Below are 25,867 nucleotides of genomic sequence, written 5' to 3' on the forward strand. Positions count from 1 at the left end.
CCATGGCACGGCCCAGATTCAGCGACTTCCTCTCCAACCGCCGCCGCCAGCTCGGCCTCACCATCCCCCAGGCCTCCCGCGTGCTCCGGCTCAAGGAGCAGGTGCTCGTGGCCTTCGAGGAGGGCGACTGGGAGCGCATCCCGCGCTCCGGCTACGCCCAGGGCATGCTGTCGAGCTACGCCCGCTACCTCGGCCTCAACCCCCGCGAGGTCATCGACCTCTTCCAGGACGACCTCCACGCCTACGCGAACGGGCAGGGAGCGGGTCCCTCGCGCCGGCAGCACCGCGACGACCCCTCCAGCGGGCGGGGCCGCCAGGGGGTCGTGGCGCCCTCCAGGGACCACGACCTCTACGGCTCGGCGGGCCCCGCCGGCTCCATCCTCTCCGGCACCCTCGTGGGCAGCTCCTACCTCCACAACGCCGAGGAGCGCCGCGGCAGCTCGCCGCTGGTGAACGGCCGCAGCGCCGGTTACTCCGAGCGGTACCTGCGGCAGAACGGTTACGCGACGCCCGGCGCCGAGGGCGGCTCGCTGCCCCCCGCCGGCGGCACCACCCCCGAGCGCGACTACCCCCAGGGCCGCCCCTACACGGCCCGGGCCCCGCGCACCGACCGCTCCCGGCGGACGGCCGCCGCAGGGCGCTCCACCACGGCGTCCGCCCGTGCCGGGCGCAGCCGCTCCACGCGGGCGCGCCAGGACGCCAGGCGGTACGCCTCCACGGACATCCAGACCCGCGACGTCTCGTCCACCATGTACGACGACGACCTCCGCTACGGGCTCGCGGCCGACACCTACCGGCAGGCCTCCTCGGCCGAGGTGAGGGAGAGCGCGCGCACCCAGGCCCCGGCGCCCCAGCGCCCCAACGTGCGCAGGCGCCCGTCGGCCGCGGACCGCTACCGGCCGAGCCAGCGACCCTCCAGGCAGCCGCGCTCCGGCGTCCTCGGCGTGGTCGACGCCTGGTTCTCCGACCCACGCCGGACCATGCTCACGGTGTTCGTGGCCCTCGGCGTGCTGCTCATCGTCGTCATCGTCCTCTCCGTGAGGAGCTGCACGGCTCCCGCCCCCGAGGGCGGCAACCGCGACCAGGTGGCCGCGTCGCAGCCTGCGACCCAGGACGCCTCGGACACCTCCTCCGACGATGGCTCCGCGACGGCCGGCGACGGGCAGGCGCAGCCCTCCTCGACGACGACCGCCGCCACGCAGGACGACGCGAACGAGCCCGTGGAGGTGCAGGTCTCCGTGCCCGAGGGCGCCGCCGTGTGGGTCGAGGTCAAGAACGGCGAGCGCAACGAGGTCGCCCAGACCGTGACCGGCCCCTGGGAGCAGAAGTTCACCGTCGACGGCGAGCTCGAGGTGCGCACGGCCGACCCCACGCAGGTCACCGTCACCGCCAACGGCCAGCCCGTCTCCTTCGACACGTCCGCAGCCGGCATCGGCACGGCCACGGTCAAGGGCCCCTCGACCGACGACCAGGCCTCCGGGGACGGCTCCGACGGCCAGGGCTCGGACGCGGGCTCGTCGGACGCCTCCGGCGACACCGGCTCCGCGGCCCCCGCCGACGGCTCCGACACATCCTCGAACCAGGGGCAGAGCCGCTCCTCAACCTCCTCGTCCGGCGCCGCCGAGTAGCGCCGCACACCACCGTCCACCCCGTACGGAAAGGGAACCCATGGCCAAGGACTCCTCCTTCGACATCGTCTCCCAGGTCGACATGCAAGAGGTCGACAACGCCTACCAGCAGACCGCGCGCGAGCTCACCCAGCGCTACGACCTCAAGTCGTCCGGCGCGACCGTCGACCTCTCCAAGGCCGACGGCACCGTGACCGTCACCGCCCCGGCCGACTTCGTGGCGCGCCAGGTCATCGACGTCCTCAACGGGCGCCTCCACAAGCGCGGCGTGGACCTCAAGGCCGTCCAGTGGGACGCGCCCCAGGCCGCGAGCGGCGGCAACGTGCGGGTGGTGGGGCACATCGTGTCGGGCATCGACCGTGAGCTCGCCAAGCGCATCTCCAAGGACGTCCGCGACATGAAGCTCAAGTGCAAGGTGGCCGTGGAGGACGACAAGCTCAGGGTGACCAGTCCCTCCAAGGACGTGCTCCAGCAGGTCATCGCGCAGGTCAGGGCCGCCGACTACGACGTGCCCCTCCAGTTCACCAACTACCGCTGAGGTGCCCGTGCCCATGGATGAGACCCTAGAGACCGCCGGGGACGCGCCGCGCGTCCTCTTCGTCACCCTCGGATGCGCCAAGAACGAGGTCGACACCGACCGCATGCGCTCGATCCTCGAACGCGCCGGCTTCGGGGAGGCCGAGGGCGTCGCCGACGCCGACGTCGTCCTCGTGAACACCTGCTCGTTCCTCGCGAGCGCCACCTCGGAGTCCATCGAGACCACCCTCGAGCTCGCCGAGGAGCGCGCCGCCGGCGCCCGGGAGCTGCCCATCGTGATGTGCGGCTGCGTCCCCTCGCGCTACGGGGACGACCTCCCCTCCGAGCTGCCCGAGGTGGCGGCCTTCGTCCGTACCGACGAGGAGGACGGCATCGCCGGTGTCATGGAGCGCGTGCTCGGCCGGGTGCCCGCCCCCGCCGCCCCCAACGCCGCGGGCCCGCTCCGCACGGTCCAGGGGGCCAGCGCCTACGTCAAGATCTCGGACGGCTGCGACCGCTTCTGCTCGTTCTGCGCCATCCCCTACATCCGGGGCCGCTACGCCTCGCGACCGGCCGACGAGATCCTCGAGGAGGTCGAGGGTCAGCTCGAGGGCGGCGCGCGCGAGATCGTGCTCATCGGCCAGGACACCGGCATCTGGGGCTCGGACCTCGAGGAGCCCCGGACCCTCGCCGACCTCCTGAACCTCCTGGCCCCCGTGGCCGAGGCCCACGGCGCCTGGGTCCGCGTGCTCTACCTGCAGCCCGAGGGCATGACCCCCGAGCTCGTGGCGGCCATCCGCGACAACCCGGCCGTCCTTCCCTACATCGACATCCCCATCCAGCACGCGTCCGGCGCCGTGCTGTCGGCCATGAACCGCACCGGCGACGCCGAGCAGCTGGCGGGGGTCTTCGCCCGCCTGCGCGAGGAGATCCCGGACATGGTGCTGCGCACCACGGGCATGGCCGGCTTCCCCGGCGAGACCGAGGACGACTTCGAGCTGCTCTGCGACTTCCTCGAGGAGGAGGAGTTCGACTATGTGTCGGTCTTCGCCTACTCGCCCGAGGAGGGCACGGCGGCGTGCCGCAGGCCCGACCAGGTGCCCGACGACGTGAAGCTCGAGCGCACCCAGCGCCTCATCGACATCGCCGAGAACCTCGGCTTCGCGGCCACGGCGGCCCACGTGGGAGAGACCGTGGACGTCATCGTCGACGGCGTCGAGGACGACGGCGACGGCAACGCCGAGTTCGTCGGCCACGCCTGGTTCCAGGCCCCCGACTGCGACGGCGCCGTCCACATCGCCTCCGGCGAGTACGCCGTGGGCGACGTGGTGCCCGTGCGCCTCGTCGACTCCTTCTGCTACGAGCTCGTCGGCGAGCCCCTCGAGGGCGGCGCGGCGTGAGCCGGGAGGGGGGAGCGCCGGGCATCGCCACGGCTGCCAACGTCGTGACCGTCGTCAGGGTGGTGGCGATCTTCGCCTGGCTCGCGGCCGCCGAGCTCGCCGGGCCCCTGCTGCCCGACGCCGTGTCGGTGCCGTGGGCGCTGACGGCGCTCCTCTTCATCGCCATCGCGTCCACCGACTCCCTCGACGGCTACCTGGCGCGCTCCCGCAATGAGGTCACGGACTTCGGCAAGTTCCTCGACCCCATCGCCGACAAGCTCGTGGTGGTGTCGAGCCTCCTCGTGCTCATGGCCCAGGGACTCGTCTCCATCTGGGTCGTCGTGGTCGTGGTCGCCCGCGAGTTCCTCGTGTCGGGCCTCCGCATGGTCGTCGCCTCCAAGGGCGTCGTGGTCGCCGCGAGCTGGCTCGGCAAGGCCAAGACCGCCACCACCATGGGGGCCGTCGGCGGCTACCTCGTGGCCATGGCCTTGCCCCAGGCATGGGCGCCCACGCTCTGGCTCTACGGCCTCTCGTGGGTCGCCATGGCCGCCGCCGTGGTGCTGACCGTGTGGTCCGGCGCCGACTACCTGGCCAAGTGCTGGAAGCACCTGTCGTAGGGGAGGGGGCCGCCGTGGCCTTGACATGGGAGCGCGCGCTCACCGACGGGTTCCAGACGGGGGAGGCCCCGTCGTGGGACGAGGTCTGCGCCCTCGCGGGGGAGCTGGTCCGCGCTGCGGCGGGGGCGGGAAGGACCGTCGGCTTCGCCGAGTCCTGCACCGGGGGCCTCGCGTCCGGCGCCGTGACGTCCCAGGCCGGGTCGTCGGAGGTGCTCCTCGGCTCCGTGGTCAGCTACGCCTGCTCGGTCAAGGAGTCCGTCCTCGGGGTCTCGGCCGCCACCCTCGCCGAGGCGGGCGCCGTCTCCGAGCGCTGCGTCCGCGAGATGGCGGCGGGCGCCCGGAGGTGCCTCGGCGCCGACGCCTGCGTCTCCATCTCCGGCATCGCCGGCCCCGGCGGCGCGGTCCCGGGCAAGCCCGTGGGCACCGTGTGGCTCTGCCTCTCGGGTCCCGAGGGGGAGAGGACCCTGCTACGCCACTTCTCCGGCGACCGTGCGGGGGTCCGCCTCAAGGCCGTGGCCTGCGCCCTGGCCCTGCACCTCTCGGCACTTGTGGAGGGTTGAGGGAGATATCGCGGCACCGCCGCGGGCCGCGCCGGGGTGCCACCGTCCCCACCTGCGGCGACGCCGCGCGCGGAGGCCCCTCCGACCGCCGCGGTCGGACAACGGTCGGAAACCGGTCGGCGCGCCGTCGGGGCCGTCTGGTTCCATGGTGGCGTCGGATTGACATAGAACAGATGTTCTTCTAGCATTCCGGACAGAAAAGAGACGAGAGGAGCACCATGGCCAAGAAGAAGGAATCCACGAAGACCGTGGCCGAGCGCACCACCGGCGAGGAGCGCGACAAGGTGGTGGACGCCACCACGGCCGAGATCCGCAAGAAGTTCGGCTCCGGCGCCATCATGCGCTTCGGCGACGGCGGCAGCGACCTCGAGGTGGAGGCCATCCCCACGGGCTGCATCGCGCTCGACGCCGCCCTCGGCATCGGCGGCGTGCCCCGCGGCCGCATCGTGGAGATCTACGGCCCCGAGTCCTCGGGCAAGACGACCCTCTCGCTCGAGATCCTGGCGGAGGCCCAGGCCATGGGCGGCGTCGTGGCCTTCATCGACGCCGAGCACGCCCTCGACCCCGGCTACGCTGCCCGCATCGGCGTGGACATCGACGACGTCCTCATCTCCCAGCCCGACACCGGCGAGCAGGCGCTCGAGATCTGCGACATGCTCGTGCGCTCCAGCGCCATCGACGTCATCGTCATCGACTCCGTGGCGGCCCTCGTGCCCCGCGCCGAGATCGAGGGCGAGATCGGCGACACCACGGTGGGCCTCCAGGCCCGCCTCATGAGCCAGGCGCTCCGCAAGCTCGCCGGGTCCCTCGCCAAGTCCAAGACCACCTGCATCTTCATCAACCAGCTCCGCGAGAAGATCGGCGTCATGTTCGGCAGCCCCGAGACCACCACGGGCGGCCGCGCGCTCAAGTTCTTCTCCTCGGTGCGCATGGACATCCGCAAGGTGGACGGCATCAAGAAGGACGGCGAGCTCGTGGGCAGCCGCGTCCGCGTCAAGGTGGTCAAGAACAAGGTGGCCCCGCCCTTCCAGCAGGCCGAGTTCGACATCATGTACGGCACCGGCATCTCCAAGGAGGGCTCCACGCTCGACATGGCGGTGGACTACGAGGTGGTCGACAAGTCCGGCGCCTGGTACACCTACCAGGGCGAGCGGCTCGGCCAGGGCCGCGAGGCCGCCAAGGAGTTCCTGCGCTCCAACCCCGATCTCTTCGACGAGATCGACCACAAGGTGCGCATCGCCTGCGGCCTCGAGTTCGAGGACGAGCTGGCCGACGGCACGCCGGCCGGCGCTGCCGCCGACGGCGCCCCCGAGGCCTGATGAGGTTCGGCGCGTCGTCGGGGCCGGAGGCCCCCCGCGGCGAGACCGTGGAACTCGCGGGGGGAGACGGCTCCCTGTGGACCGTCACGTTCCCGCCCAAGGGCGCGGGCTCCGGGTTCTCGGGCCCCGCGCCCAAGGCGCGCCTGCACCCCGGCGACGACGGCGACGAGGCCCTGCAGGTGCCCGTCGCCGTCGCCCGGGCCGTGGTCAAGGCCGTCCGCGAGGAACCCTCCGTCGCGCTGGGGGAGGGCGGCATGGGCCGTCTCGTGGCCGCCGCCTCCACCACCTGCTGCGCCAAGCGCCTCACGTCCATGGTGGACCGCCGGGACTACTCCTCCAAGGAGGCGGCCGACAGGCTGCTCCGCGCAGGGTACCCGAGGGCCGTCGTAGACGACGTCTGCTCCCGGGCCCGGGAGGGGCGCCTGCTCGACGATGCACGGTTCGCCGAGGCGTTCATCAGGTCGAAGGTCTACTCCGGGTGGGGGCTGCGCCGCATCGAGCAGGAGCTCTCCCGCCGCGGCGTCGACGCCTCCTCGGTGGCCGGCTGGCCCGACGACTTCCTCGAGGGGGAGTCCGAGTTCGACCGCGCCTGGGAGCTCGTCTCGCGCCGCAGCGTGCCGGAGAGGAACCCCTACGAGAAGACGGTCCGCTACCTCGTGGGCCGCGGCTACTCATACGACGTGGCCAAGCGCTGCGCCGCACGGCTTCTCGAGGACGGCGATGAATAGCGCCTATCGGTGCCGCGCCGTCCGCGAACCTTTACTTACCCTGCGTCTTCCCGTAAGATACAAGAGCTGTTGAAGCGTCCGTCCCGGTACGCCATGCTGGGATTTTGCATATTCATAGGTTCCTATTTGCACGACAGGTCCTTATTGGAGGCATCCCTGGCCCCGGCCAGAACGGCCGTTTCCTCGGCACCCGCCGCAAGGCGGTCTCTCTGATTACGAGTTTTACCTGAAGAGACGAGGGGGCACGACATGGATCCTGTCATCACCGTGGTGCTCTGCATCGTCGGGCTAGTCATCGGCGCTGTGGCCGCATGGGTCGTTGCCAACGGCAAGACCAACGCCAGGGTCGTCGAGGCCAACGAGAAGGTCCGCCAGGCCGAGGACACGGCCAGACGCACCGTCGAGGAGGCTGCCCGCACGGCAGAGACCCAGAAGAAAGAGTCGCTTCTCGAGGCCCAGGAGGAGATCCTCAAGCTTCGCCATGCCCAGGAGGCGGAGAACCGCACCCGCAAGGGCGAGCTCCGCGAGATGGAGTCCCGCATCATGCAGCGCGAGGAGTCCCTCGACCGCCGCAACGACTCCCTCGACCGCAAGGAGCACCAGCTCTCCGAGGCCCAGAGCCGCCTCGACCGCCGTCGCAACGAGCTCGAGCAGATGGTGAGCGAGCAGTCCAGCGAGCTCGAGCGCATCGCCGCCCTCACCAAGGAGGAGGCGCACCACGAGCTCATCGACCGCGTCCGCAAGGACACCGTGCGCGAGGAGGCCCAGATCCTCCGGGAGTCCGAGCAGCGCGTGAGGGCCCAGGCCGACAAGACCGCCCGCGAGATCGTCTCCACCGCCATCCAGCGCTGCGCCGCCGACCAGGCGGGCGAGATCACGGTCACCTCCGTGCACATCCCGTCCGACGACCTCAAGGGCCGCATCATCGGCCGCGAGGGCCGCAACATCCGCACCTTCGAGCAGGTCTCCGGCGTCTCCCTCGTCATCGACGACACCCCCGAGACCGTTGTGCTCTCCAGCTTCGACCCCGTCCGCCGCGAGACGGCGCGCGTGGCCCTCGAGAACCTCATCGCCGACGGCCGCATCCACCCGGCCCGCATCGAGGAGATGTACGCCAAGGCCGAGAAGCTCGTGCAGCAGCGCGTCGTCGAGGCCGGCGAGCAGGCGGCGTTCGACATGGGCATCCACGACCTGCACCCCGAGATCGTGCGCACCCTCGGCGCGCTGCGCTACCGCACCTCCTACGGCCAGAACGTCCTGCAGCACTCCAAGCAGGTGGCCGAGCTCTGCTCCATCATGGCGGCCGAGATCGGGGCGGACTGCGCCCTCGCCAAGCGCGCCGGCCTCCTGCACGACCTCGGCAAGGCCATCGACCGCGAGGTCGAGGGGCCGCACGCCGTCATCGGCGCCGACCTCGCCCGCAAGTACGGCGAGCGTGCCGACGTCGTGCACGCCATCGAGGCGCACCACGCCGACGTCGAGCCCTCCACGGTCCTCGACGTCCTCGTGATGGCCGCCGACGCCATCAGCGCCGCCCGTCCGGGCGCCCGCCGCGAGTCCGCCGAGACCTACATCAAGCGCCTCGAGAAGCTCGAGGAGATCTCCAACGCCCACGAGGGCGTCGAGCGTACCTACGCCATGCAGGCCGGCCGCGAGCTCCACGTCATGGTGGAGCCCGAGAAGATCTCCGACGCCAAGGCCGTCGTGCTCGCCCACGACATCGCCAAGCAGATCGAGGACGAGATGGAGTACCCCGGCCAGGTCCGCGTCGTGGTCATCCGCGAGTCCCGCGCCGTCGACGTGGCCAAGTAGCCCATGGGCGACCTCGCGGACTTCGTGTCGGACGTCATCGGCTCCTCGGCCGTGCGGGTCGAGGAGAACCTCGGCGACGGCTTCGTCCGCCTTGTCGTCGACGAGGCGGAGCGCCGTCAGGCGCGGCACGACATCCGCTGCGTGGAGGACGTCGTCATAGAGATGCTCCGCAACGCGCGCGACGCCGGTGCGACCCAGGTCTACGTGGCCACGGGTCGCACCGGCACCCAACGGCGCGTGGTCATGCTCGACGACGGCTGCGGCGTCCCCGCTGCCCTCCAGGAGCAGATCTTCGAGGCACGCGTGACCTCCAAGCTCGACACGGTCCACGAGGACCGGTGGGGCGTCCACGGCCGCGGCATGGCGCTCTTCTCCATCCGCCAGAACGCCGAGGACGCCCACGTCGCCGCCTCCGTGCCCGGCGGGGGCTCGTCGGTCTCGGTCATGTGCTCCTGCGACGACGTCCCCGAGCGCGCAGACCAGTCCACCTGGCCCACCCTCGCCACCGACGACGAGGGGCGCCAGACCGTGGGCTCCGGGCCCCACAACATCGCACGCACGTGCTGTGAGTTCGCCCTCGAGGAGCGAGGGAGGGTCCAGGTGTTCCTCGGTTCCGCGGCCGAGGTCGTGGCCACGGTGCGCTCCCGCCTCTCCTCGTCCCTCGACGAGACGGGCATCCTCTTCGTGGACGACCCCTCCTCGCTCCCCGTGCTCGAGCGGCTCTGCGTCGCGGCCGACGCCCGGGAGCTCGTGGAGACCGCCGAGGGCGTGGGGCTCCCCATCTCAGAGCGCACGGCGCACCGCATCCTCTCGGGGGCGATCCGCCCCGTCCGCTCCGTGATGGCCAGGCTCACCCACCGCCCCGACGACGGCACCGGCCGCAGGCGCCCCGTGGACCTCTCCCGGGACCGTAGGAGCCTCCATATCGACGAGGGTGACGCCGAGGAGTTCTCGCGCCTCATGGAGCGCGCCTTCTCGTTCATCGCGGACCGCTACTACGTCTCCCTCGAGGACGCCCCCACGGTGCGCTCCACCGGGGACCGCCTCGTGGTCACCTTCCCCCTCCTCAAAGAGGACGAGGGGTGACGGAGCCCTCCCCGCCATGCAGGTCACCGGGCTGTTCGGGTACCATTGGCAAAGCGCCGCCTCAACCGCACCACGCATCAACCTCATCCGCAACACTGGAGCAACGGTCATGGATTTCCTGAAAGTGTCGAGCAAGTCGTCCCCGGCCTCGGTGGCAGGGGCCATCGCCGGGATGGTGAAGGACGGCGTGCCCGTCAACCTGCAGGCCGTCGGTGCCGGTGCGGTGAACCAGGCGGTCAAGGCCGTGGCCATCGCGCGTGGCTTCCTCATCCCGTCGGGCTTCGACATCTCCATCGCCCCCACCTTCTCCGACATCCAGATCGACGGCGACTCCCGCACGGCCATCCGCATCGCCGTCTACGTGCACCCGCTCGCCGTGGGCGACGCCGCCGCCTCGCCGGCCCCCGTGCTCAAGCGCTCCCAGGAGCTGGGGGCTTGATGGGGGAGGGCGGCCTCGCCGGCCTCACCTACCACGTGAGGACCTTCGGGTGCCAGATGAACCTCCACGACTCCGAGCGCGTCGCCGGCGTCCTCGATTCCTGCGGGATGCTCGAGGTGCCCACGCCCGAGGAGGCGGACGTCGTCGTCTTCATGACCTGCTGCGTCAGGGAGAAGGCCGACACGCACCTCCAGGGCCAGGCCTCCGCCATGGTGAGCGCGCCCGTCCCGCCGTCCGGCCTCCGCACGGTCTGCGTGGGCGGCTGCATCGCCCAGCGCGAGGGCGACGCCATGCGCTCCTTCATCCCCAACGTCGACGTCGTGTTCGGCACCCAGGCCATCGCCAGCCTTCCGCGGCTCATCGAGGAGTCGCGCTCCGAGGCGGGCTCGTCCCTCAAGGCCGACACCGCGGAGCCCGGCACCGCGTTCTCGAGCGACCTCCCCGACCACCGGGAGTCGCCGTTCCACGCGTGGGTCCCCATCATGACCGGCTGCAACAACTTCTGCAGCTACTGCATCGTCCCCTATGTCCGCGGGCGCGAGCGCAGCCGCGCCATGGAGGACGTCGTGGCCGAGGTGGATGCCCTCGTGGCGGACGGCGTGCGCGAGGTGTGCCTCCTCGGCCAGAACGTCAACTCCTACGGGCGCGACAGCTACGGCGAGCCCCGGTTCGCCGAGCTCCTCCGGGCCGTGGCCGCCACCGGCGTCGAGCGCATCCGGTTCACGAGCTCGCACCCCAAGGACCTCACCGACGAGACCATCGCCGCCATGGCGGAGCTGCCCGCCGTCATGCCCCAGCTGCACCTCGCCGTGCAGTCGGGCTCCACGGACGTGCTCCGGCGCATGAACCGGAAGTACACCCGGGAGGACTACCTCGACCTCGTGCGCCGCATCCGCGCCGCCATGCCCGACATCGCCCTCTCCACCGACATCATCGTCGGCTTCCCCAACGAGACCGAGGAGGACTTCCTCGAGACCCTCTCGCTCGTGAGGGAGGCCGCCTTCTCCAGCGCCTTCACCTTCATCTACTCCAAGCGCGAGGGCACGCCCGCCGCCGCCGTGGACGACCCGACGCCGCGCGAGGAGATCCAGGGGCGCTTCGACCGGCTCGCCGCCCTCGTGCAGGAGCAGAGCTGGGACTACAACCGCCGCCAGGTGGGCCGCACCGTGGACGTCCTCGTGGAGGGCCCCTCCAAGAAGGACCCCGGCGTACTCACCGGCCACAGCCCCGAGAACGTCACCGTGCTGTTCGAGGCCCCCGAGGGCGCGGACCCCGCCGACCTGGTAGGCAAGGTCGTGCCCGTCGAGGTGCTCGACGGCCGCCCGTGGTACCTCCGGGGCGCCTGCGTCGGCGACCCGCGATGACCGGGGGGCTGCCGGGTCCCGTCGCCTGCGTCTGCGGCCCCACGGCATCGGGCAAGTCGGCCGTGGCGGACCTCGTTGCGAGCTCCATGGGCTGCCCCGTGGTCTCCGTCGACGCCATGCAGGTCTACCGCTCCATGGACATCGGCACGGCCAAGACGCCGGTCGCCGAGCGGCGTGCCGAGCTCCTCATGGTCGACGTCGCCGGGTTCGACGAGCCTTACTCGGCCGCCCTCTTCCAGCGCGACGCGCGCCGGTGCGTGGACCGGTCCCTCGAGACGGCCGGCTGCGCCGTGCTCTGCGGGGGCACCGGCCTCTACCTCGACGCCGTCATCGACGAGATGGACTTCCCCTCGGGAGACGCCGCCTCGGGCCCCCGCGCCCGCTACGAGGCCCTCGCCCGCGAACGGGGCCCCGAGGCCCTCTGGGCCCTCCTGAGCGACCGGGACCCGGAGAGCGCCGCGGCGGTGCACCCCAACAACGTCCGCCGGGTGGTGCGCGCCCTCGAGCTCGCCGACCAGGGCGAGTCCTACGCGGAGCGCACCCGCCACCTGAGGCACCGCGACCCCCACTACGCCGCCCGCATCTGGGCCCTCGTGCCTGAGCGCGAGACCCTGTACGCGCGCATCGACCGCCGGGTGGACGAGATGTTCGCGGCCGGCCTCGTGGACGAGGTGCGCGCCCTCGACGAGGCCGGCATCCGCCGCTCCGCCACCGCCTCCCAGGCCATCGGCTACAAGGAGGTGCTTGCGGCCCTCGACGGCCTCTGCACCCTCGACGAGGCCCGCGAGCAGGTGAAGCGCTCCACGAGGCGCTACGCCAAGCGGCAGCTCTCGTGGATACGGCGCGACGGCCGCGCCACCGTGGTCCCCATGGTGGAGACCACGGTCGAGGAGGCGGCCGCGCTCGTGACAGACGATCTCAGGCGCTCCGTCGAGGCGGGGCGCTGAAAGGGGGCTCCATGGCCCGGAAGACACCGCAACCCACCGCACTGCCGCGCGAGCGCGCCCTTCTCGTGGGCGTCGACCTCGGACGGGCCGACGAGTGGCCCCAAGAGCGCTCCATGGCCGAGCTCGCCCGCCTCGTGGACACCGACGGAGCCGACGTCGTGGGGACCCTCACGCAGCGCCTCGACCGCCCCGTGCCCAAGACCTTCATCGGCTCGGGCAAGGTGCTGGAGCTGAAGGAGGCCGTGGAGGCGCTCGACGTGGACGTCGTGGTCTTCGACGAGGAGCTCACCCCCTCCCAGCAGGGCAACCTCGAGCGGGCCCTCGGCGAACCCGTGAAGGTCATCGACCGCACGGCGCTCATCCTCGACATCTTCGGCAGCCACGCCCAGACCCGGGAGGGCAGGCTCCAGGTCCAGCTGGCGCAGCTCAAGTACGTGCTCCCTCGCCTGCGCGGCATGTGGAGCCACCTCATGGGCGAGCAGACCCGCGGAGGCATCGGCAGCCGGTTCGGCCAGGGCGAGTCGCAGCTCGAGGTCGACCGGCGGCTCATCCGCGACCGCATCTCCCACCTCCGCGGCGAGATCGAGCGGGTGGCCTCGCGCCGCAGGACCCAGTCCAAGGCCCGCTGGGACTCGGGCATCTACCGCGTCTCCCTCGCCGGCTACACCAACGCCGGCAAGTCGACGCTCCTGAACGCCCTCACGGACTCCGACGTCTACGCCAAGGACGAGCTCTTCGCCACGCTGGACCCCACCACCCGCTCCCTCGACCTCGCCGAGGGCCGCAGGATCACCCTCACCGACACCGTCGGCTTCATCCAAAAGCTTCCCACCACGCTCGTGGAGTCGTTCAGGTCGACCCTGGCCGAGGTGTCCGGCGCCGACCTCGTGGTGCTCGTCGTGGACGCCTCCGACCCCGACTGGAGGGCCCAGGAGGAGGCCGTGAGAAGGACGCTCGACGAGATAGGCGCAGGCGACAAGGAGACACTCCTCTGCCTCAACAAGGCGGACCTGCTGGACCCTGCGGACCGCGAGGCCCTGCGCCTGGCCTTCCCCGACGCCGTCATGGTGTCGGCCAAGGAGGAGACGGGCCTGGGCGCGCTCCTGCACGCCGTGGCGACCAAGGCCTCCGAGGGCGACGTCACCGTGACGGCGCTCGTGCCCTACGACAAGGGTCTGCTCATGAAGATGGTGCACGAGCGCGGGCAGGTGGTCCGCGAGACCTACGTGGACGGCGGCCTGCTCGTCACGGCCAAGGTCCCCCCGCGCCTGGCGGGATCGCTGGAGCCCTACCGGGCCGACGACCCGGCCCAGGACGCCTAGACGCCGAGGAGCGCGAGGACGGCGAGCAGCAGGGGCTGGTGCGCCACGTAGATGGGGAGGGCGTGGCGCCCCACCCACTCGAGGGGGGCGCACCGCGCCGCGAGGAGCCGTCGCGGGTACCCGCGCGGCGCGAACCAGCGCCCCACGGCCACGCCCACGCCGTACATGAGGGCGAAGGGCACGAGGGGGTAGTAGTCTCCCGACACGAACCCCGGCGAAGGCAGGCCGAGCCACGCGAGGCCCGGGTGGGCGTACCAGCCGGCGGGGAGCGCCACCTCCCATGGGCCGACGCCCAGCTCCCGCGAGGGGACGCCGAGGGTCAGCAGGAAGAGCGCGAGGAGCGCCGCGGCGCACGGGAGCCCACGCGGCTCCAGGTGGGCGTGCTCGAGCAGGGCGTCCACGAGCGTGGCGGCGCCTATGCAGAATATGATGCCGAAGCTGACGGGGTCGTCCACGGCCGCCAGGGACGTGGCCGCGAAGATGGCGAGCGCCACGGCGAGGTAGCGCAGCGAGCGCGTGAGGTTGTCGTGGGAGAAGCTGCACATCCACCCCGACACGAGGAGGAACGTCCAGCTGATGGACGCCCGCCAGACGTCCTGCAGCGGCGGCGCGAACCACGCGACGTCGACCCCCTCGATGAAGACGAGGTCGTAGCAGAGATGGAAGAGCACCATCGACACGACGGAGAAGCCGCGCACGGCGTCGAAGAGCCGCACGCGACCGACGGGGTGCTCCCAGGGGCCGGCAGGGGAGGGCGCGGTCACGAGATGGTGCGGAGGAGCGCGGTCACCCGGCCGAGGATGCGGGGGTTCTCCACGTAGATGGGCTCCATGGCGTCGTTCTCCGGCTGGAGCCTGCAGCGGTCCCTCTCGCGGTAGAACGTCTTGACCGTGGCGCCGTCGCCCACGAGGGCCACGACGATCTCGCCGTTCACGGCGTCCGAGGTCTCACGCACCACGAGGTAGTCGCCGTCGAAGATGCCGGCGTTGATCATGGAGTCGCCCTTGACGCGGAGCATGAAGGAGCAGTTGTCGCCCACGATGCCCGTGGGGAGCGTGAAGCTCTCCTCGACGTTCTGCTCGGCCAGGATGGGGACGCCCGCCGCGACGCGGCCCACCAGGGGGAGGCGGAGCGTGGAGGAGTCCATGTCGATGTCCACCTGGGCGAGCGTGGCGCCGCCGTCCTCCACCGCCTGGCGCGACGGCCCGTGGCAGTCCACGAGCTCGATGGTGCGCGACTTGTTGGCGGTCCTCCGGATGAGGCCCTTCTGCTCGAGCGTCTGGAGGTGCATGTGGACCGTGCTCGGCGACTTGAGGCCCACGGCGTCGCCGATCTCGCGGACCGAGGGCGGGTAGCCGTGGTCGTGGCAGTACTCCACGAGGTAGTCGTAGATCATCTGCACACGGTGGCTGAGCTTGGGACGGGTCATGGGACCTCCGACGGTCGGTACGGTCGTGGCCACCATCATAGCAAACGGACGTTCGGTCAAAAACATCTGTTCGGGGAACGGCGATGCCCCTCCTTTACAACGCCCCCGTCCTCATACACACTGTTACAGGCTCCTCTCCATGTGATGAGACCGTGGAGTGTCCATGGAGCCCGCGTGCTATCTTTCGGTGGCCGGGTACCGCCGTGCGGTCGCCCCCGCGGCAAGGAAGGGATGCCATGCACTGCCCAACATGCGGCTGCGACGAGTCCAAGGTCGTCGACTCCAGGCCCTCGGAGAGCAACGAGGCCATCAGGAGGCGACGCGAGTGCGTGCGGTGCGGCACCCGTTTCACCACCTACGAGCGCCGCGAGGAGCTCCCCCTCGTGGTCGTCAAGCGTGACGGCCGTCGCGAGCCCTTCGACCGTCAGAAGGTCATGCGCGGCCTCGTGGCCGCCACCGTCAAGCGCGACCTCGACGTGGCCCAGCTCGACGCCCTCATCGACGGCGTCGAGAACGGCCTGCGCGACCGCGGCGTGTCCGAGGTGGCCAGCGGCGACCTCGGCGAGATGGTGCTCGTGAGGCTCCGCGACATCGACCGCGTCGCCTACGTGAGGTTCGCGTCGGTCTACCGCGACTTCAAGGACATCGATGAGTTCAGCGAGGAGCTTAGGAGGCTCGCCGATGAGTGACACCCCCGTCGTCGTCCCCATCAAGCGCATCGACCCCACGGTCGAGCTCCCGTCCTACGCCTACGAGGGCGACGCCGGGCTCGACCTCCGTTCCAACGAGGACGTCGTCCTTGCGCCCCTCGAGCGCAGGCTCGTCGGCACGGGGCTCGCCGTGGCCATCCCCGAGGGCTACGCCGGCTTCGTCCAGCCCCGCAGCGGCATGGCGCTCAAGCGCGGCCTCTCCATGGCCAACACGCCCGGCCTCATCGACTCCCACTACCGCGGGGAGCTCAAGGTCTGCGCGGTCAACCTCGACCCCGAGACCCCCATCTCCATCGAGCGCGGCGAGCGCATCGCCCAGCTCGTCATCCAGCGCGTGCCCACCGTGTCCCTCGTCGAGGTGGGGGAACTCGACGAGACGGACCGCGGGGCGGGCGGCTTCGGTTCCAGCGGCGCCTCCTAGGCACCTGGCACATAGGCCGGCGCCGTGAGGGAGCGGCCCGGTGAAGACGAGAGATCGAGAGGACAATCGCATGGAAAAATCCTTCGGGACGACCGGGGGACAGGGTGCCCTTGAGTCTTTCTTCCACATGGGGGAGAGAGGCTCGTCCGTAGGCACCGAGCTTCGGGCAGGCGTCACCACCTTCCTGGCCATGGCCTACATCATCGCCGTCAACCCGGCGCTGCTGTCGGCCGCCGGCATCCCCATGGGCGCCGGCGTCACGGCCACCTGCATCGGCGCGGGTGTCATGACCATCCTCATGGGCATCTTCGCCAACCGCCCCCTGGCCTGCGCGTCGGGCATGGGCATCAACGCCGTCGTCGCGTTCACGCTCACGGGCCTGTGCAACGGAGACTGGCACGCCGCCATGGCCGTCGTGTTCATCGAGGGCATCCTCATCCTCGCCCTCGTGCTCTGCGGCCTGCGCGAGGCCATCATGGACGCCATCCCCGCCTCGCTTCGCCACGCCATCGCAGCCGGCCTGGGCATCTTCATCGCCCTCATCGGCCTCATCAACGGCGCCATCGTCGTCAACGACGAGTCCACGCTCATCACCATGGGCGCCGTCACGGACCCCGCCTACATCGTGGGCATGATCGCCATCTTCTCCACCTTCGTGCTCTACTGCCTGAAGGTGCCGGGCGAGATCCTCATCGGCATCCTCATCGCCGTGGTCGCGGGCATCCCGCTGGGCGTCACCGCCATGCCCTCGGGCATAGTCTCGGCCCTGGACTTCTCCACCTTCGGCGCGCCCTTCATGGTCGACGAGCAGGGCGTCATGGGCATCGCCAAGGTGGTCATGAGCCCCGTGCTCCTCATGTTCGTGTTCTCCCTCATGATGAGCGACTTCTTCGACACCATGGGCACGGCCTTCGCCGTCGCCAAGCAGGGCGACTTCCTCACGAAGGACGGCAGGGTGGAGGACATCCGCCCGATCCTCCTGGTCGACTCCGCCGCCGCGGCGGCGGGCGGCCTCATGGGCGCCTCGTCCATCACCACGTTCGTGGAGTCCGCCTCCGGCGCCGCGGACGGCGGCCGCACCGGTCTCACCTCTGTGACCACCGGCGTGCTCTTCATCGTCGCGGCCTTCTTCTCGCCGCTCATCGCCGTCGTGAGCACCCCGGCCACCGCCGGCGCCCTCGTGCTCGTGGGCTACCTGATGATGGACCAGGTCAAGTTCATCGACTGGACCAGCAAGCTCGACGGCCTGCCCGCGTTCGTCACCGTCATCGGCATCCCGCTGACCTACTCCATCTCCACCGGCATCGGCCTCGGCTTCATCACCTACGTGGTGGTCTCCGTCGCCACCGGCAACGTCAAGAAGGTGAAGCCGCTCATGTGGGTGGCGGCTGCGGCCTTCCTGGTCTCGTTCCTCATCTCATAGCCCCGTCCGAACTCACAGGTCCGGATTCAAGCGGGTCCGGGAAGCACACCGGGCCCGCTTTTCTCACGAAAGGAGAGGTATGGCAAGGCAGAGAGAGGTGATCGGGGTCTCCGACCACGTGCCCGTGGCCCAGGCGATCCCCCTGGGCATCCAGCACATGATGTCGATGTTCGGCTCGACGGTGCTGGTCCCCATCCTCACCGGGCTCCACCCGAGCGTGGCCATCATGTGCTCGGGCATCGGCACGGTGTGCTACCTGCTCATGACCAAGAACAAGATCCCCAGCTACCTGGGCAGCTCGTTCGCGTTCATCAGCCCCATCGTGGCCGTGGGGGCCACCCAGGGCCTCGACGCGGCGCTCTCGGGCATCTTCTGCGCGGGCCTCGTGTTCCTGGCCGTGGCGGGCATCATCAAGCTCGCCGGCACCGCGTGGATCGACCGCATCCTCCCGCCGGTGCTCATCGCGTCCATCATCGTCGTGATCGGCATCGGCCTCTCGGCCACGGCCGTGAACATGGCGCTCAACTCCTCGGGTGACGGCTTCAACGCCGTCGGCACCCTCGTCGCCGGCGTGACGCTGTTCGCCGCCGTCGGCTTCTCGTCCATGAAGGGCCTCATCGGCACCATCCCGGTGCTCCTGGCCATCGTCGTGGGCTACGTCCTCGCCGCGCTCTTCGGCCTCGTCGACTTCGCCCCGGTCATGGACGCGGCCTGGGTGGGGCTGCCCAGCTTCCAGAACCACCCGGTGATCGACCCCGTGGCCATCGCCCTCATCGCGCCTGTGGCCCTCGTGGTGGTCATCGAGCACATCGGCCACCTGCTCGTGGTCTCCGAGGTCGTGGGCGAGGACTTCGTCCCCATGCTCCCGCGCTCCCTCGCCGGCGACGGCATCGCCACGTGCATCGCGGGCCTCATCGGCAGCCCCCCTGCCACCACCTACGCCGAGAACATCGGCGTCATGAGCGTGACCCGCGTCTACGCCACCCAGATCTTCTGGTACGCGGCCGGCTTCGCCTTCATCGTGGGCGGCTTCTGCCCCAAGCTCGAGGCCCTCATCATGAGCATCCCCACCCCCGTCATGGGCGGCGTGAGCCTCCTGCTCTTCGGCCTCATCGCCAGCAACGGCCTGCGCATGCTCGTGACCAACAACATCGACTTCGGCGAGAACCGCAACCTCATGATCGCCGCGGTCACCATCGTCCTCGGCGTGGGCATGGAGTGCGGCGGCTACTCCATCCCCGTGGGCGACTACACCATCCCCGGCATGGCCGCCAGCGCCATCGTGGGCATCCTGCTGAACCTCATCCTCCCCAAGGTCTCCGCGCAGGACAGCGCCGAGCCCGAGTACATCGAGGAGACCTAGGCGGCCCCGCGCCGTCCGCCCGTGCCGGAGGCCCGTCGTCCCGTCAGGGGGCGGCGGGCCTCCGGCCGTTCACACCGTGCGCAGGAGGGGAAAGGATCGGGCGCCGCCGGGTAGGTATCGGCAGAGAACACGACGCTTCCCAAGGGGAGGAGACGAACCATGGTCTATCACGACCTCACCGTGGTCGGCGGTGGCCCCGCCGGCCTCACCGCCGCCATCTACGCAAACCGTGCCGCCGTCGACGCCGTGACCGTCGAGTCCGGCAGCTGGGGCGGGCAGATCTCGCAGTCCGACCTCGTGGACAACTACCCCGGCATCGAGAACGTCTCTGGCTTCGACCTGGGCATCCGCATGCACGACCACGCCGAGCACCTGGGCGCCGCCTTCGCCCAGGACACCGTCCACGGCCTCGCCTACGACCCCGAGACGCAGCTGTTCCTCGTCGAGGGCGCGTCCGACACCTACCAGTCCCGCGCCGTGGTCCTCGCCACGGGCGGCACCCCGCGCCCCGCGGGCTTCGAGGGCGAGGAGGAGTTCCGCGGCCGCGGTGTCTCCTACTGCGCCACCTGCGACGGCATGTTCTACCGCGACAAGGTCACCTACGTCGTGGGCGGCGGCAACACCGCCTGCGAGGAGGCCGACTTCCTCTCGCGCATCTGCTCCAAGGTCGTCATGGTCGTGCGCAAGGACCACCTCCGCGCCCAGGCCTCCCTGGTCGAGCGCGTGGAGCTCAACCCCAAGGTCGAGATCCGCTACCGCTGCGCCATCGCAAAGCTCGAGGGCGACGGCCTGCCCGAGTCCATCACCCTGCGCGACACCGAGACCGGGGAGCTCGAGCGCGTGGAGCACGGCGCCGGCACGTTCGGCGTCTTCGTGTTCATCGGCACCGTGCCCGCCTCGAGGCTCGTCGAGGGGCTCGCCGAGCTCAACGGGAACGGCGAGGTCGTCACCGGCGCCGACATGTCCACCTCCACGCCGGGGCTCTTCGTTGCGGGCGACGTGCGCCAGACGCCCCTGCGCCAGGTCGTGACCGCGGCGGCCGACGGGGCCGTCGCCGCCAACAGCGCGGCCCTGTTCCTGGGCAACCTCGTCATCTAGTCCTAGACTGGGGAGGACAACCATCCCCGTCGAGGTCCTAACCCGTGAAGCAGATCAACCCCGTGGCGCTGCGGCTCTCCCGACGCCTCCAAGTGCATATGGTCGTCGGGGGCGCCGCGGTGGGTCTCGGCGCCGGGGTCGTCGTGGGCCTCTTCCGGCTCGCCCTCAACCTCGCGGACGGCACCATGCGCTCCGTCACCGCTGCGGCGACCGGGAACCCCCTGGCGGTCGCCGGGTGGGTCGCGGTCATGGCCGTCCTCTGGGCCGCCGTCACCGCCCTCGTGCGCTGGGCGCCCACGAGCTCGGGGTCCGGCATCCCCCAGATCGAGGCCGACGCCCTCGGGCGCCTGCAGATCCCCTGGGCGCGCACCATGGCGGCCAAGTTCTCCGAGGGTGTGCTCTGCGCCATGGGCGGCCTCTCCCTCGGGCGCGAGGGTCCCTCGGTCATGCTCGGCGGCCTCTGCGGCACCGCCGTGGCGCGCGCCGCCGGCTCCACGGAGGGGGAGCGCCGCCTCCTCGTCACCTGCGGCTCGGGAGCCGGCATGGCCGCGGCGTTCCAGGCCCCGCTCACCGGCGTCATGTTCGCCGTGGAGGAGGTCCACAAGTCGTTCTCGGCACCGCTCGTCATCGGCACGATGTCGTCCGCTGTGGCCGCCGTCTACGTCGTCAACCAGTTCCTCGGCACGGGCCCCCTCATCCCGATCGGCTTCGCCCGGGACCTCCCGCACGTCACCTACGGGATCGTGATGCTCCAGGGACTGTTCCTCGGGTTGCTCGGCGCCTGCCACAACCGCGGCATGTTCCTCGGCACCCGGCTCTACGGCCGCATCCGGAGGCACGCGCCGGGCACCCGGTACGCCGTGCCGTTCGCCCTGGCCGCCGTCGGGGCCTTCACGGTCCCCGAGCTCCTGGGCGGGGGCGACGCCATCCTCGGGCTCCTCAAGCACGTCTCGAGCCGGCCCACGCTGGCCATCGCGGGGCTGCTCCTGGGGAAGTACCTGCTCACCGACGCCTCGGCCAGCTCCGGCACCCCGGGCGGCACCCTCTACCCGCTCGTGGCCATGGGCGCGCTCGCAGGCGCCCTGTTCGGCCGCGGCGCCGTGGCCGTCTTCGCCATGGACCCGGCCTACGTCAACAACTTCATGCTCCTGGGGATCGCCGGGCTCTTCGCCGGCGTCATCCACGCCCCCGTGACCGGCTGCCTCCTCGTGTTCGAGCTCACCGGCAGCTTCTCGGCACTGCTGTCGCTCTCCCTCGTCTCCCTCGTGGCCTATGTGGTCGCCAACCTCACCAAGACCGAGGGCTACTACGAGCACCTGCTGCAGCCCCTGGTGGGGGCCCGCTGCGACTGCGGGTCCCCCGTGCACGGGAGGTCGGTGCTCACGGAGGCAGTCTGCGTGGCGTTCGGGTCCCCCGCCGAGGGGAGGCGCCTCGCCGACCTGCCGCTCCCGGCCGGCTGCGTGGCGGCCGTCGTCGAGCGCTGCGGGCGCCGGGTCGTGCCCACCGCCGACCTCACCCTGGAGGCGGCGGACCAGGTGCTCTTCGTCATGGACTCGGACCTCGCCCCCGAGCTCCACGACCGCATCCGCGACCTTCTCAGGGGCACGGGCGAGCCCGCGCCGCCCGACGCGGGGCCGACGGGGGGACCCGGCGGGGACGCGGGTTAGAAGGGGGAGCCCGCCTCGTCCATGGCGGCGCGCACGAGGTCGTGGGCACCGGTGCGGAGCCGTCCGGCAAGCGCCCCTCCGAGGGCGGCGGCACCGTCCGGGGAGAGCCCCTCCAAGGACGATACCGCCTGCGGCGCGCCGTCCTCGCCGCGGAAGCACAGGTCACGACCCTCTTGGCGCCGCGTCGCGGCACTCCTTGCCGCGGCGCCCCCGGCCGCGAGGCCGAACACCATGGCGGTGGCGCTCGCGATACCGCCGAGCCGGTCGACGGCGAAGACGGGGGCGACCTCGCCGGCCGCGTAGAGGCCCGGCACGCGGGTCCAGCCGTCGACGTCGCAGCGGACGCCGCCGTTGGAGGCCTGATGGAAGAGGGCCAGGGGCATGGGCTCGCCCCACGAGAGGCCGTGGGTCTCCTCGAGCCAGTCCATATAGGTGGCGACGAAGGGCTGGACCTCGCCCTCGGGGCGATCGACGACGGCCTCGCACGTCCCGCCGACGGCCGCGACCGACTCCTCCACGAGGCGGGAGACCCGCTGCCGCGAGTAGGGGCCGTGCCAGGAATGCGCCTCCAGGGCCTCCCGAGCCCGGGCGGGGGAGACCCCGGCGAGGTCGAAGACGTCCCTGCCGTCCTTGACGAGCCTCGTGAGGCCCCACACCTTCTCGTTGAAGACGGCGGGACGTCCCTTGGTCAGGATACCGGCCATGACCTGCCCGTATCCGAGGTTTCCGCAGGTAGCACCCTCGTCTGTGGCCATGACGAGACCGGTCCCGCGGGCAAGGGGGCTCGCGAGGGTGGGGGAGAGGGCCGCGGCGGCGCCGCCGGTGGCGAGCACGGTGGCCCCGGCGCGCACCACGAGCGGCGACGACTGCGGCCCGACGAGGGCCAGGACGCCGGCCACCGCGCCGTCCGCGGGGTCGTGGAGCAGGGAGACGACCTCCGCGTGGTGGGTGACGTCGACCTCAGCTTTACATAACTGGTTACGGAGCCCCTGGACCGAGGCGAGGGCGTGGAAACCGTGCCAGTCCTGGACCTCGGAGCCGAAGCACGGCACGTAGGCGCGGTCGTCCCCGTGGCCCGGCTCGACATCCTCGATGACGGCGCCCATGGCCCGGAACCGCTCCAGGGCCCCATGGAACCCGTTGCCGAGGGCGCGCACGTAGGCGTCCCGGGCCTTGGAGCCGCCGGGCCCCTGGACGGCGCGGACGAAGGCCTCCACGTCCTCGGGCGCGGGGGTTCGGGGGCCCACCATGCCGAGGCCCCACGTGGTGCCGGCAAAGCTAGAGCCCGAGCAGAGAGCCCCTTGGCAGACGAGGGTAACCGAGGCGCCTGCCTCGGCGGCGGCGGTGGCGGCGCAGAGCCCGGCGATGCCGGACCCGACGACGCAGACGTCGCGGGAGATGCGGTCCATACAGGCCTCCGTTCACGTGGGACGCGACCCGCGGCGGTTCTGGCGGCACGACCCGGGACTGGGACACACCATGGTAGCAGCCGGTGGCGGCAGCCGGCCGAGGAGCCCTCCAGCAGCGGTCCGTCACTCCCCCTCAATCTCGGATAATATATGTTATGTAAAGTAGAGGGATACGAACCGCTCCCCGCGGACCCGCGACCCCCCCCTCGGCCCGTGGGCCCCAGACGCGCGCCGTCACCCACCCGAAGGCACCCACCCTAGAGCACGAAACTCAACGCAAGGTACGCGGCCACGCCGACGGCGGCGCAGAGCGCCAAGGACCGCGTGCGCACCGCGCAGAGCGCCACGGCGGCTGCGGACAGGAGCGGCACCGCGCAGGCCGCCGGCCCCTGCGCCCAGAGGTCGGGCCGGAAGAGGTCGTTCGCCACGAGGGCCGCAAACGCTGCCACGGGGATCGTCTCCAAAGCCTGACGCACACGGGGTGAGAGCTCGCGCGAGCCGAGGACGAACATGGGGACGCACCGGCAGACGAGCATGGTGGCGAGGATGATGGCGTAGAGGGGCCAGAAGAGCGCGACGTCCACTACGACCCACCTCCCTCGACGGGCCGGGACTCCCCTGCGCCCCCGACGGCCAGGGCCACGGCGACGCCGGCGGCCGCCCCGGCGACCACGGCCACGCCACCGGCGCCCACGGCCTTGCAGAGGGCCACCACCACGGCGGCGGTGACGGCGCCCACGACCGTGGGGCGCGAGAACTCCTGGGTCAGGAGCAGGCAGATGAAGATGGACGTCATGGCGAAGCTCGCCACGTCGGTGGGCATGGCGAGGGCGTCCCCCACGGCGGCGCCGACGGCGTTGGCGGTGGCCCACGAGAGCATGGAAAGGACGTTCACCGCCGTGGCGCAGGAGGCGTCCCACGAGGGGTCGGAGGACAGCCGCTCCATGTTCACGCCGAACGACTCGTCGGTGACGGTGGCCGCGAACAGCGCCTTGAGGGGCTTGGCGACGTTGGCCATGGACGGGGCCAAGGCCGCCGAGTACAGGAGCTGCCTCATGTTGACCAGGGAGATCGACGCGCCGATGGACCAGAGACCCTGACCCGCGAGCCACAGGTTGGGCAGCATGAACTGGCCGGCCCCCGAGTAGTACGTGCACGAGAGCACGAAGACCGCCCACGGCTCCAGGCCCACCTCGGCCTCGAGGATGCCGGCGGGAATGCCGATGACCACGTAGCCGAGCATGACGGGCAGGGCCACCGGGAGCGCCCTGCTGAGGGGCACGGGCACGACGGCTCCCGACATCACGCGCCCTCCCCTCTCGTTCATCGTTCGTTCAGGTTCCCTATGATAACGCCTCCCCTCCTGGCGGCCTTCATCAGGGCCGGTTCAGTTATTTCAAATGCCGCACAGGGCGAGGGTCGGGAGGCGGGACCCGGGTCGTCGGTCGTAGACTCTGGGTGTCCCCGTCTTTCCAACGCTAGGAGGCGCTTCGATGTACAAGGCAATGCGGGCTCCCTCGATGTACGCCCAGGACCCCGACGTCCTGCTCCACTTCCACGAGATCTGCAAGGGGTACGGAAGCAGGTTCCTGTTCGTCTGCAGCCGCAGCGGCCGGGCCGCCGTGGAACCCAAGGTGACCGCCAGCCTCGAGGGCACCGACGCCTATGCGAGGTTCGAGACCTTCGGCGGCATCTCGTCCGAGGGCGAGATCGCCCGTATGGAGAAGATCGTCGAGGAGGACTCCATCGACGTCGTCTGCGGCGTCGGCGGCGGCTCCGCCATCGACACCGCCAAGGCATGCGCCTTCCACTGCGGGAAGCCCGTCGCGATCGTCCCCACCGTGGCCGCCACCGACGCCCCGTGCACCGGCCTCTCGGTCATCTACCACGACGACGGCACGTTCGCCGAGTACCTCTTCTATCCCAAGAACCCCGACGTCGTGATCGTGGACAGCGCGGTCATCGCCGACTCCCCCACCTCGTTCCTCGTGGCGGGCATGGGCGACGCCCTCGGCACCTACTACGAGGCCCGCGCCGCCGCCCGGACCAAGAGCCCCTCCCTCGAGAACACCGGGGTGACCCTGAGCGCCCTCGCCCTCTGCCGCCTCTGCCGCGACACGCTGTTCTCCGACGGCCTCAAGGCCCTCATCGCCGCCGAGAAGGGGCTGCTCGTGCCGAGCCTCGAGGCCGTAATCGAGGCCAACATCTACCTCTCGGGGGTCGGTGCCGACAACGCGGGCCTCTGCGTGGCCCACTCCGTCTACAACGGTACCACGGCCCTCGAGGAGTGCGAGCGCGTGCCCCACGGCAACATCGTGGCCTTCGGCACCGTGGTCCAGCTCGTCCTCGAGAACGCCCCCGACGAGGAGCTCGGCGAGGTCATGGCCTTCATGGAGTCGGTGGGGCTCCCCCTCACCCTCGAGGCCATCGGCATCACGGACGAGTCCCGCCTCCCGGCGGTCGCCGAGAAAGCCTGCGCCCCCGGCGAGTCCATCCACAACCTGGCCGGCGACGTGACGCCGGGGCAGCTCGTGGCGGCCATGCTCCAGGCCGACGCCCTGGGGCGCTCCTTCCTCGACTAGCCCCGGACGCGCCGACGGCAGGAGAAGACGGCCGGTCCCCGCTCCCGG

General features: G+C 71.0%; 25 protein-coding genes. 20 read left to right on the top strand and 5 right to left on the bottom strand.

Going from position 1 to position 25,867, the window contains the following annotated elements:
• Positions 1 to 2 precede the first annotated feature (2 nt).
• The 13 genes from NFR49_RS01525 to hflX all read left to right on the top strand — a co-directional run bounded on the left by NFR49_RS01525 (position 3) and on the right by hflX (position 13,717).
• Positions 3 to 1,628 (top strand): helix-turn-helix domain-containing protein, encoded by a 1,626-nt coding sequence (locus NFR49_RS01525; protein ID WP_251157931.1) that lies wholly within the window; start codon positions 3 to 5, stop codon positions 1,626 to 1,628.
• A gap of 40 nt (positions 1,629 to 1,668) precedes the next feature.
• The gene (locus NFR49_RS01530; protein ID WP_135977409.1) at positions 1,669 to 2,166 is read left to right on the top strand and encodes a YajQ family cyclic di-GMP-binding protein; all 498 of its coding nucleotides are present in this window, start codon (positions 1,669 to 1,671) and stop codon (positions 2,164 to 2,166) included.
• A gap of 13 nt (positions 2,167 to 2,179) precedes the next feature.
• Positions 2,180 to 3,544, top strand: a complete 1,365-nt coding sequence (gene rimO, locus NFR49_RS01535) for a 30S ribosomal protein S12 methylthiotransferase RimO (RefSeq protein WP_251157932.1) — start codon at positions 2,180 to 2,182, stop codon at positions 3,542 to 3,544.
• The gene (gene pgsA / locus NFR49_RS01540) at positions 3,541 to 4,140 is read left to right on the top strand and encodes a CDP-diacylglycerol--glycerol-3-phosphate 3-phosphatidyltransferase (RefSeq protein ID WP_251157933.1); all 600 of its coding nucleotides are present in this window, start codon (positions 3,541 to 3,543) and stop codon (positions 4,138 to 4,140) included. The genes rimO and pgsA overlap by 4 nt, the downstream gene beginning before the upstream one ends.
• Positions 4,141 to 4,154: 14 nt before the next feature.
• Positions 4,155 to 4,700 carry a CinA family protein gene (locus NFR49_RS01545; protein ID WP_251157934.1) on the top strand — a complete coding sequence of 182 codons (546 nt, stop codon included), beginning with the start codon at positions 4,155 to 4,157 and terminating at the stop codon, positions 4,698 to 4,700.
• Between the two features lie 218 nt (positions 4,701 to 4,918).
• Positions 4,919 to 6,019, top strand: a complete 1,101-nt coding sequence (recA, locus tag NFR49_RS01550; protein ID WP_251157935.1) for a recombinase RecA — start codon at positions 4,919 to 4,921, stop codon at positions 6,017 to 6,019.
• Positions 6,019 to 6,747, top strand: a complete 729-nt coding sequence (locus NFR49_RS01555) for a regulatory protein RecX (protein ID WP_251157936.1) — start codon at positions 6,019 to 6,021, stop codon at positions 6,745 to 6,747. The genes recA and NFR49_RS01555 overlap by 1 nt, the downstream gene beginning before the upstream one ends.
• A gap of 249 nt (positions 6,748 to 6,996) precedes the next feature.
• The gene (gene rny, locus NFR49_RS01560) at positions 6,997 to 8,559 is read left to right on the top strand and encodes a ribonuclease Y (RefSeq protein ID WP_251157937.1); all 1,563 of its coding nucleotides are present in this window, start codon (positions 6,997 to 6,999) and stop codon (positions 8,557 to 8,559) included.
• 3 nt (positions 8,560 to 8,562) lie between these two features.
• On the top strand, positions 8,563 to 9,645 hold the full coding sequence (locus NFR49_RS01565; RefSeq protein ID WP_251157938.1) for an ATP-binding protein: 1,083 nt from the start codon (positions 8,563 to 8,565) through the stop codon (positions 9,643 to 9,645).
• Positions 9,646 to 9,754: 109 nt separating this feature from the next.
• Positions 9,755 to 10,084, top strand: a complete 330-nt coding sequence (locus NFR49_RS01570; protein WP_135977402.1) for a stage V sporulation protein S — start codon at positions 9,755 to 9,757, stop codon at positions 10,082 to 10,084.
• Positions 10,084 to 11,448, top strand: coding sequence for a tRNA (N6-isopentenyl adenosine(37)-C2)-methylthiotransferase MiaB (gene miaB, locus NFR49_RS01575; RefSeq protein ID WP_251157939.1), 1,365 nt, complete (start codon positions 10,084 to 10,086; stop codon positions 11,446 to 11,448). The genes NFR49_RS01570 and miaB overlap by 1 nt, the downstream gene beginning before the upstream one ends.
• Positions 11,445 to 12,395: a tRNA (adenosine(37)-N6)-dimethylallyltransferase MiaA gene (gene miaA, locus NFR49_RS01580; RefSeq protein WP_251157940.1), complete on the top strand. Its 951-nt coding sequence runs from the start codon at positions 11,445 to 11,447 to the stop codon at positions 12,393 to 12,395. Before miaB ends, miaA begins: the two co-directional genes overlap by 4 nt.
• An 11-nt stretch (positions 12,396 to 12,406) precedes the next feature.
• Positions 12,407 to 13,717, top strand: coding sequence for a GTPase HflX (hflX, locus tag NFR49_RS01585; protein WP_251157941.1), 1,311 nt, complete (start codon positions 12,407 to 12,409; stop codon positions 13,715 to 13,717).
• On the opposite strand, the gene NFR49_RS01590 is transcribed toward hflX, so the two are convergent.
• A complete protein-coding gene (locus tag NFR49_RS01590) occupies positions 13,714 to 14,433 on the bottom strand; it encodes a heparan-alpha-glucosaminide N-acetyltransferase (protein ID WP_251157942.1) in 720 nt (239 codons plus the stop codon). The genes hflX and NFR49_RS01590 overlap by 4 nt on opposite strands.
• 44 nt (positions 14,434 to 14,477) lie before the next feature.
• Entirely contained in the window at positions 14,478 to 15,146 is a 669-nt protein-coding gene (lexA, locus tag NFR49_RS01595; protein ID WP_251157943.1) for a transcriptional repressor LexA, read from the bottom strand.
• A gap of 236 nt (positions 15,147 to 15,382) precedes the next feature.
• On the opposite strand from lexA, the gene nrdR reads away from it, so the two are divergent.
• The 6 genes from nrdR to NFR49_RS01625 all read left to right on the top strand — a co-directional run bounded on the left by nrdR (position 15,383) and on the right by NFR49_RS01625 (position 21,828).
• The gene (nrdR, locus tag NFR49_RS01600; RefSeq protein ID WP_135977399.1) at positions 15,383 to 15,835 is read left to right on the top strand and encodes a transcriptional regulator NrdR; all 453 of its coding nucleotides are present in this window, start codon (positions 15,383 to 15,385) and stop codon (positions 15,833 to 15,835) included.
• Complete coding sequence (gene dut / locus NFR49_RS01605; RefSeq protein WP_135977398.1) at positions 15,828 to 16,277, top strand: dUTP diphosphatase; 450 nt, start codon at positions 15,828 to 15,830, stop codon at positions 16,275 to 16,277. Before nrdR ends, dut begins: the two co-directional genes overlap by 8 nt.
• Positions 16,278 to 16,347: 70 nt before the next feature.
• The gene (locus tag NFR49_RS01610; RefSeq protein WP_251157944.1) at positions 16,348 to 17,700 is read left to right on the top strand and encodes an NCS2 family permease; all 1,353 of its coding nucleotides are present in this window, start codon (positions 16,348 to 16,350) and stop codon (positions 17,698 to 17,700) included.
• Positions 17,701 to 17,779: 79 nt separating this feature from the next.
• Entirely contained in the window at positions 17,780 to 19,063 is a 1,284-nt protein-coding gene (locus tag NFR49_RS01615; RefSeq protein ID WP_251157945.1) for a uracil-xanthine permease family protein, read from the top strand.
• A 159-nt stretch (positions 19,064 to 19,222) separates the two neighbouring features.
• Positions 19,223 to 20,161, top strand: a complete 939-nt coding sequence (locus NFR49_RS01620) for an NAD(P)/FAD-dependent oxidoreductase (protein WP_251157946.1) — start codon at positions 19,223 to 19,225, stop codon at positions 20,159 to 20,161.
• A 44-nt stretch (positions 20,162 to 20,205) separates the two neighbouring features.
• Positions 20,206 to 21,828 (top strand): ClC family H(+)/Cl(-) exchange transporter, encoded by a 1,623-nt coding sequence (locus tag NFR49_RS01625; RefSeq protein ID WP_251157947.1) that lies wholly within the window; start codon positions 20,206 to 20,208, stop codon positions 21,826 to 21,828.
• Here the strand turns inward: NFR49_RS01625 and NFR49_RS01630 are convergent.
• The 3 genes from NFR49_RS01630 to NFR49_RS01640 form a co-directional block, all read right to left on the bottom strand.
• Entirely contained in the window at positions 21,825 to 23,237 is a 1,413-nt protein-coding gene (locus NFR49_RS01630) for an FAD-dependent oxidoreductase (protein ID WP_251157948.1), read from the bottom strand. The two genes, NFR49_RS01625 and NFR49_RS01630, sit on opposite strands and share 4 nt — an antisense overlap.
• Positions 23,238 to 23,494: 257 nt before the next feature.
• The gene (locus tag NFR49_RS01635) at positions 23,495 to 23,821 is read right to left on the bottom strand and encodes an AzlD domain-containing protein (RefSeq protein ID WP_251157949.1); all 327 of its coding nucleotides are present in this window, start codon (positions 23,819 to 23,821) and stop codon (positions 23,495 to 23,497) included.
• Positions 23,821 to 24,540 (bottom strand): AzlC family ABC transporter permease, encoded by a 720-nt coding sequence (locus NFR49_RS01640; protein ID WP_251158910.1) that lies wholly within the window; start codon positions 24,538 to 24,540, stop codon positions 23,821 to 23,823. Before NFR49_RS01640 ends, NFR49_RS01635 begins: the two co-directional genes overlap by 1 nt.
• Before the next feature lie 190 nt (positions 24,541 to 24,730).
• Between NFR49_RS01640 and NFR49_RS01645 the strand changes: the two genes are divergently transcribed.
• On the top strand, positions 24,731 to 25,819 hold the full coding sequence (locus tag NFR49_RS01645) for a glycerol dehydrogenase (protein ID WP_251157950.1): 1,089 nt from the start codon (positions 24,731 to 24,733) through the stop codon (positions 25,817 to 25,819).
• Positions 25,820 to 25,867: the final 48 nt, after the last annotated feature.

Source organism: Caniella muris, assembly GCF_943193035.1.
Taxonomy (GTDB): domain Bacteria; phylum Actinomycetota; class Coriobacteriia; order Coriobacteriales; family Atopobiaceae; genus Granulimonas; species Granulimonas faecalis.

What these genes read in the sequence shown, in the direction of transcription:
- miaA (WP_251157940.1), top strand. Translation starts at nt 11,445, where the DNA reads ATGACCGGGGGGCTGCCGGGTCCCGTCGCCTGCGTCTGCGGCCCCACG.
- NFR49_RS01645 (WP_251157950.1), top strand. Translation starts at nt 24,731, where the DNA reads ATGTACAAGGCAATGCGGGCTCCCTCGATGTACGCCCAGGACCCCGAC.
- NFR49_RS01640 (WP_251158910.1), bottom strand. Translation starts at nt 24,540, where the DNA reads ATGTCGGGAGCCGTCGTGCCCGTGCCCCTCAGCAGGGCGCTCCCGGTG.
- NFR49_RS01630 (WP_251157948.1), bottom strand. Translation starts at nt 23,237, where the DNA reads ATGGACCGCATCTCCCGCGACGTCTGCGTCGTCGGGTCCGGCATCGCC.
- rimO (WP_251157932.1), top strand. Translation starts at nt 2,180, where the DNA reads ATGGATGAGACCCTAGAGACCGCCGGGGACGCGCCGCGCGTCCTCTTC.
- NFR49_RS01570 (WP_135977402.1), top strand. Translation starts at nt 9,755, where the DNA reads ATGGATTTCCTGAAAGTGTCGAGCAAGTCGTCCCCGGCCTCGGTGGCA.
- NFR49_RS01615 (WP_251157945.1), top strand. Translation starts at nt 17,780, where the DNA reads ATGGCAAGGCAGAGAGAGGTGATCGGGGTCTCCGACCACGTGCCCGTG.
- NFR49_RS01610 (WP_251157944.1), top strand. Translation starts at nt 16,348, where the DNA reads ATGGAAAAATCCTTCGGGACGACCGGGGGACAGGGTGCCCTTGAGTCT.
- miaB (WP_251157939.1), top strand. Translation starts at nt 10,084, where the DNA reads ATGGGGGAGGGCGGCCTCGCCGGCCTCACCTACCACGTGAGGACCTTC.
- NFR49_RS01555 (WP_251157936.1), top strand. Translation starts at nt 6,019, where the DNA reads ATGAGGTTCGGCGCGTCGTCGGGGCCGGAGGCCCCCCGCGGCGAGACC.
- recA (WP_251157935.1), top strand. Translation starts at nt 4,919, where the DNA reads ATGGCCAAGAAGAAGGAATCCACGAAGACCGTGGCCGAGCGCACCACC.
- nrdR (WP_135977399.1), top strand. Translation starts at nt 15,383, where the DNA reads ATGCACTGCCCAACATGCGGCTGCGACGAGTCCAAGGTCGTCGACTCC.
- lexA (WP_251157943.1), bottom strand. Translation starts at nt 15,146, where the DNA reads ATGACCCGTCCCAAGCTCAGCCACCGTGTGCAGATGATCTACGACTAC.
- NFR49_RS01530 (WP_135977409.1), top strand. Translation starts at nt 1,669, where the DNA reads ATGGCCAAGGACTCCTCCTTCGACATCGTCTCCCAGGTCGACATGCAA.
- NFR49_RS01620 (WP_251157946.1), top strand. Translation starts at nt 19,223, where the DNA reads ATGGTCTATCACGACCTCACCGTGGTCGGCGGTGGCCCCGCCGGCCTC.
- NFR49_RS01525 (WP_251157931.1), top strand. Translation starts at nt 3, where the DNA reads ATGGCACGGCCCAGATTCAGCGACTTCCTCTCCAACCGCCGCCGCCAG.
- NFR49_RS01565 (WP_251157938.1), top strand. Translation starts at nt 8,563, where the DNA reads ATGGGCGACCTCGCGGACTTCGTGTCGGACGTCATCGGCTCCTCGGCC.
- hflX (WP_251157941.1), top strand. Translation starts at nt 12,407, where the DNA reads ATGGCCCGGAAGACACCGCAACCCACCGCACTGCCGCGCGAGCGCGCC.
- dut (WP_135977398.1), top strand. Translation starts at nt 15,828, where the DNA reads ATGAGTGACACCCCCGTCGTCGTCCCCATCAAGCGCATCGACCCCACG.
- rny (WP_251157937.1), top strand. Translation starts at nt 6,997, where the DNA reads ATGGATCCTGTCATCACCGTGGTGCTCTGCATCGTCGGGCTAGTCATC.